Here is a 4,870-nt window from a genome sequence, read left to right on the forward strand (position 1 = left end):
GCCCCTAACCCGCGATTTCACTACCTCATGGCATTTTTACGGCCAGCTTAAATAAATAAACTCACCAAACCATTTGAACCACCAAGCAACAAAAAACATGATTGAAAAAGAAACCACACAATTTAAACCCTCACTTAAATTGATGGATGCAACAATGCTTGTAGCCGGAAGTATGATCGGCTCAGGTATTTTTATTGTAAGTGCCGATATTACCCGGAATGTAGGCAGTTCTGGTTGGTTGTTAGTGGTTTGGTTAATTACAGGCTTTATGACACTTACCGCTGCTTTGAGTTATGGCGAATTAAGTGCCATGTTCCCAAAGGCGGGCGGACAATATATTTATTTGAAGGAAGCATATAATCCGCTGATCAGTTTTTTATATGGCTGGAGTTTTTTTACGGTAATCCAAACGGCAACTATTGCCGCAGTAGGCGTGGCATTTGCCAAGTTTACCGCATATCTCGTGCCTGCACTAAGTGAAGATTTAGTAGCCATCGATTTAGGTTTCTTTACCATCTCGCCCGCTCAACTATTGGCCATTGGGGTGATTATATTACTCACCTATATTAACAATAGGGGGGTAAATGGCGGTAAAGTGATCCAAACCACCTTTACAGTGGCTAAATTGCTAAGTCTGTTTGGTCTTATCGCATTTGGACTTTTCTTTTTAGATAAAGGAATCTGGAAAACCAACTGGGAAAATATGTGGGTTTTAGGACCGCTATCTGCCGATGGAAATATCGGCTCTTACACCACTTTGGCGGCTTTCGGTGCCATTGCGGCGGCGATGGTGGGTTCTATATTTAGTAGCGACTCCTGGCACAACGTTACCTTTATTGCGGGTGAAATTAAAAACCCTGCACGTAATATTGGCTTGAGTTTAGCTTTAGGTACGATTATCGTAACAGTACTCTATATCCTTACGAATGTGATGTATACCGGGGTACTTTCATTACATGATATCGCCTATGCTGATAAAGATCGGGTTGCAGTTTCTGCTGCCAATCATATCTTCGGTACAGCCGGTACCATCATTATTGCATTAATGATTATGGTTTCAACTTTCGGTTGCAATAACGGTTTAATTATGGCTGGTGCCAGGGTATATTACTCAATGGCCAAAGACGGGCTTTTCTTTAAAAAAGTAGGTACACTCAACAAAAATGCAGTTCCTGGTTTTGGGCTATGGATTCAGTGTATTTTTGCTTGTTTATGGTGTATCAGCGGAAAATATGGCGATCTGTTGGATATGATTTCGTTTGTAGTGGTGATGTTTTATATGCTCACCATTTTCGGAATTTTTATCCTCCGTAAAAAGCGACCTGATGCCGAGCGGCCATACAAAGCTTTTGGCTACCCTGTGCTGCCAATCATCTATATGATAATGGGGCTGGCTTTTTGTGTATTGCTGATTATTTTTAAACCTAAATTTACCTGGCCTGGATTAATCATCACTTTAATTGGTATACCGGTTTATTACCTGATTAAAGGAAGTATTGCCCGCCAGGATTCGAAAGCAAAAGAAGCGGTTGATGTGAACGGTTAAAATATTGATGTTATTCATCAAAATCTAAAGGAAATCAGAAAAACCGTAGCATTATATTTACCACAAAAAATCTGTAATGACCACTTATCCAAGCGCTAAAAAAGCAATAGCGATCATCTTATTAAGTTTTGTTTCCTCTCAGCTACTGGCACAGCAAGCGGGTTTGCATCCTTATGCACCAAGTGCTGCTGAAATGGCAAATGCTTACCAATTATCTACTAAGCTGGATACCGCATTACGCAATATCCCAACCAATAATGATCTTATTCCCTTTTGGAAAAAAGACGGAAGTGCATTTTGGTATAAAAAGAACCTTCCTAACAGAACATGGGAATATTATTATGTAGATGCTGCAACAGGTAAACGTAGCGCGGCATTTGATAACAATAAACTGGCTGAAAATATAGAAAAGATAACGGGTAAAAAGCAGAATCCATTAAAACTTCAGTTTGCTGAATTGTATTTCGCCGATCAGGGTAATACAGCAAAACTAAAAATACAGGATAAATGGTATGAATTAAACTTGAGCGATTACAGTTTAGCGGACACGAAAGACACAACAATTTATCGTTACAATGCCAAAAGACCTTTGCAGCAAAGCAGATCGCGCTGGCAACGGAACCGTGAATCCAGAAAATCGCCTGACGGCAAAAGCGAAATCCTGATCCGTGGTGGCAACTTATTCGTGCTTGATCTAGCTACCAAAGCAGAAAGCCAATTGAGTACCGATGGTAGTGCCGATAAACCATATGGCGAATTTGCATGGTCGCCCGATGGAAAAAATATTGTTGCCTATAAAATCGATCCGAAAGAGACTAAAAAAGTACATTATGTATTAAGTTCGGTTCCTGGCACTACCYGTGGTGAATTAAAATCGAGAGAGTATGCACAGCCTGGTGACGATTTTACCGCTTATCAGCCCTATGTTTTTAATGTAACAGCTAAAACTGCCATTAAAGTAGATGCAGAACCGATAGATTTCTTTGGTGCACCAGAATTGCATTGGCGCAATAATAACAGCAGGTATTATACCTATGAGAAAGTAGATCGCGGTCATCAACGTTTTAGGGTAATTGAAGTAGATGTCTTAACCGGAAAAACCAAAAACATTATCGACGAAAAAACAAAAACCTTCATTTATGAGCGGCGAATTTATACCCATTACTTACCTAAAACAAATGAAATATTGTGGACCAGTGAGCAGGATGGATGGCAACACCTTTATCTGGTTAATGGCATAACAGGAAAACAGACGCTGGTTACCAAAGGCAATTGGGTAGTTAGGGATATCGATAGTGTAGATGTGGTTAAACGCCAGATTTGGTTCCGGGCAAATGGAATGGATGCTGGTGAAGATCCTTATTTTATCCATTATTATAGGATTGGGTTCGATGGAAAGGGACTGGTGAATCTTACGCCCGAAAAAGGTAATCATATCCTCAGTTTTTCTCCTGACCGCAAATATTATATCGATACTTACTCTCAGGTAAATGTACCGCCTGTTAGCGAGTTAAGGTTAGCTGCGAGTACCAAAAAAATAAGCGAAATAGAACATGGCCAAACGGCTATTTATTTAGCTACAGGAGTTAAACTGCCCGAAGTTTTTGTGACTAAAGGAAGAGATGGCATAACCGATATTTGGGGCATTGTTTGCTTCCCTTCAAAAATGGATCCGAACAAAACTTATCCTGTTATCGAAAATATTTACGCAGGTCCTCATGATAGTTTTGTGCCCAAAAGTTTCTTACCTGCCAGTGAAATGCAGAGCATTGCCGAATTAGGCTTTATCGTAGTACAGATTGATGGAATGGGTACCGCCAACCGGTCTAAGGCTTTTCATGATGTATGCTGGAAAAATATAGCAGATGCAGGTTTCCCTGACCGGATATTGTGGATGAAAGCCATGGCGGTGAAATATCCAAATGCTGATATTTCAAGAGTGGGGATTTATGGCACTTCGGCGGGTGGGCAAAGCTCAACTGGTGCACTGTTATTTCATCCCGAGTTTTATAAAGCTGCGGTTTCTGCCTGTGGTTGTCACGATAACCGCATCGATAAACAATGGTGGAACGAACAATGGATGGGCTATCCCGTAGGGCCGCACTATGGAGAACAATCTAACATTACCAATGCACCAAAATTACAGGGTAATTTATTTTTAATTGTTGGTGAAGCGGATGAAAATGTACCCCCAGAATCTACCTACCGACTTGCTGATGCATTGATCAAAGCAAATAAAGACTTTGATATATTAAGCATTCCGGGTATGGGCCATAGCGATGGTGGTATTTACGGACGGAGGCGTAAACGCGACTTCTTTGTAAAACATTTATTGCATGCCGAACCACCAAACCCGAATTTTTTGGTTCAATAGTCGTTGGTTGATAAGTGATTAGCTACTTTTTTGTTGGCCATTTGCTCATTCAAAATTTAATAACACAATCTTTCTCTCATTCGATCATTAAAAATAATTGTTATTTTGCTACATTATCTAATCATCCTTTAAACATGTTGCAAAAAATTAAAATATCCAGTCTGTTTTTACTTGTTCTACTGTTCAGTGCGTTTGCGGGCAATGCATCGAAGATGGATTTCTATCAGATCAAAATTTACCACTTGAAAACCGATGCACAAGAAAAAACAGTGGATGATTATCTTCAAAATGCATATTTACCCGCATTACACCGTAATGGAATTACAAAAGTAGGCGTGTTTAAACCCATTATAGGCGATCAGGCTGTGGTTGTAGAAAAGCTTATTTATGTATTTATTCCTTTGAAATCGTTCAATGGCGTTCTGGAACTGGATGAAAAGTTAGCAAAAGATAAACAATATGCTATTGATGGTAAAACCTACCTTGATGCAACTTATACCGAGACTCCTTACGAGCGATTAGAATCTATTGTTTTAAAGGCTTTTGAGGATGCTCCTCATTTTATGCTGCCTAATCTAAAATCGCCGATGAAAGAAAGGGTGTACGAATTAAGAAGTTACGAGGCACCTACGGAGAAGTATTTTCAGAATAAAGTTGAAATGTTTAATAAGGGCGGTGAAATCGGGTTGTTTAAAAGACTTAATTTCAATGCAGTATTTTATGGAGAAGTAGTCGCTGGTAGCCGAATGCCTAATCTAATGTATTTAACTACTTTCGAAAATAAGGTAGATAGAGATGCACACTGGAAGTCTTTCTCGGCAGATGAATATTGGAAAAAGCTTTCTGCAATGCCAGAGTATCAGCACAATGTTTCTAAAAACGACACTAAATTTGTTTACCCGACAGACTATTCAGATTTTTAAGAAAGGTAAAAGCTGAAAGACTAAAGC

Annotated in this window: 3 protein-coding genes; all 3 read left to right on the plus strand. The window is 39.5% G+C overall.

The window, feature by feature from the left end; genetic code table 11:
• Positions 1 to 97 precede the first annotated feature (97 nt).
• The 3 genes from AC1DND_RS19530 (at position 98) to AC1DND_RS19540 (ending at position 4,843) form a co-directional block, all read left to right on the plus strand.
• Positions 98 to 1,546, plus strand: coding sequence for an APC family permease (locus AC1DND_RS19530; protein ID WP_477584153.1), 1,449 nt, complete (start codon positions 98 to 100; stop codon positions 1,544 to 1,546).
• Between the two features lie 76 nt (positions 1,547 to 1,622).
• Positions 1,623 to 3,920 (plus strand): S9 family peptidase, encoded by a 2,298-nt coding sequence (locus tag AC1DND_RS19535; RefSeq protein WP_477584155.1) that lies wholly within the window; start codon positions 1,623 to 1,625, stop codon positions 3,918 to 3,920.
• 134 nt (positions 3,921 to 4,054) lie between these two features.
• On the plus strand, positions 4,055 to 4,843 hold the full coding sequence (locus AC1DND_RS19540) for an NIPSNAP family protein (protein WP_477584157.1): 789 nt from the start codon (positions 4,055 to 4,057) through the stop codon (positions 4,841 to 4,843).
• Positions 4,844 to 4,870 lie beyond the last annotated feature (27 nt).

It is taken from the genome of Pedobacter sp. 01N416, from assembly GCF_056399685.1.

Excerpts from the sequence above, each read along its gene's own strand:
- AC1DND_RS19540 (WP_477584157.1), top strand. The coding sequence starts at position 4,055 with ATGTTGCAAAAAATTAAAATATCCAGTCTGTTTTTACTTGTTCTACTG.
- AC1DND_RS19530 (WP_477584153.1), top strand. The coding sequence starts at position 98 with ATGATTGAAAAAGAAACCACACAATTTAAACCCTCACTTAAATTGATG.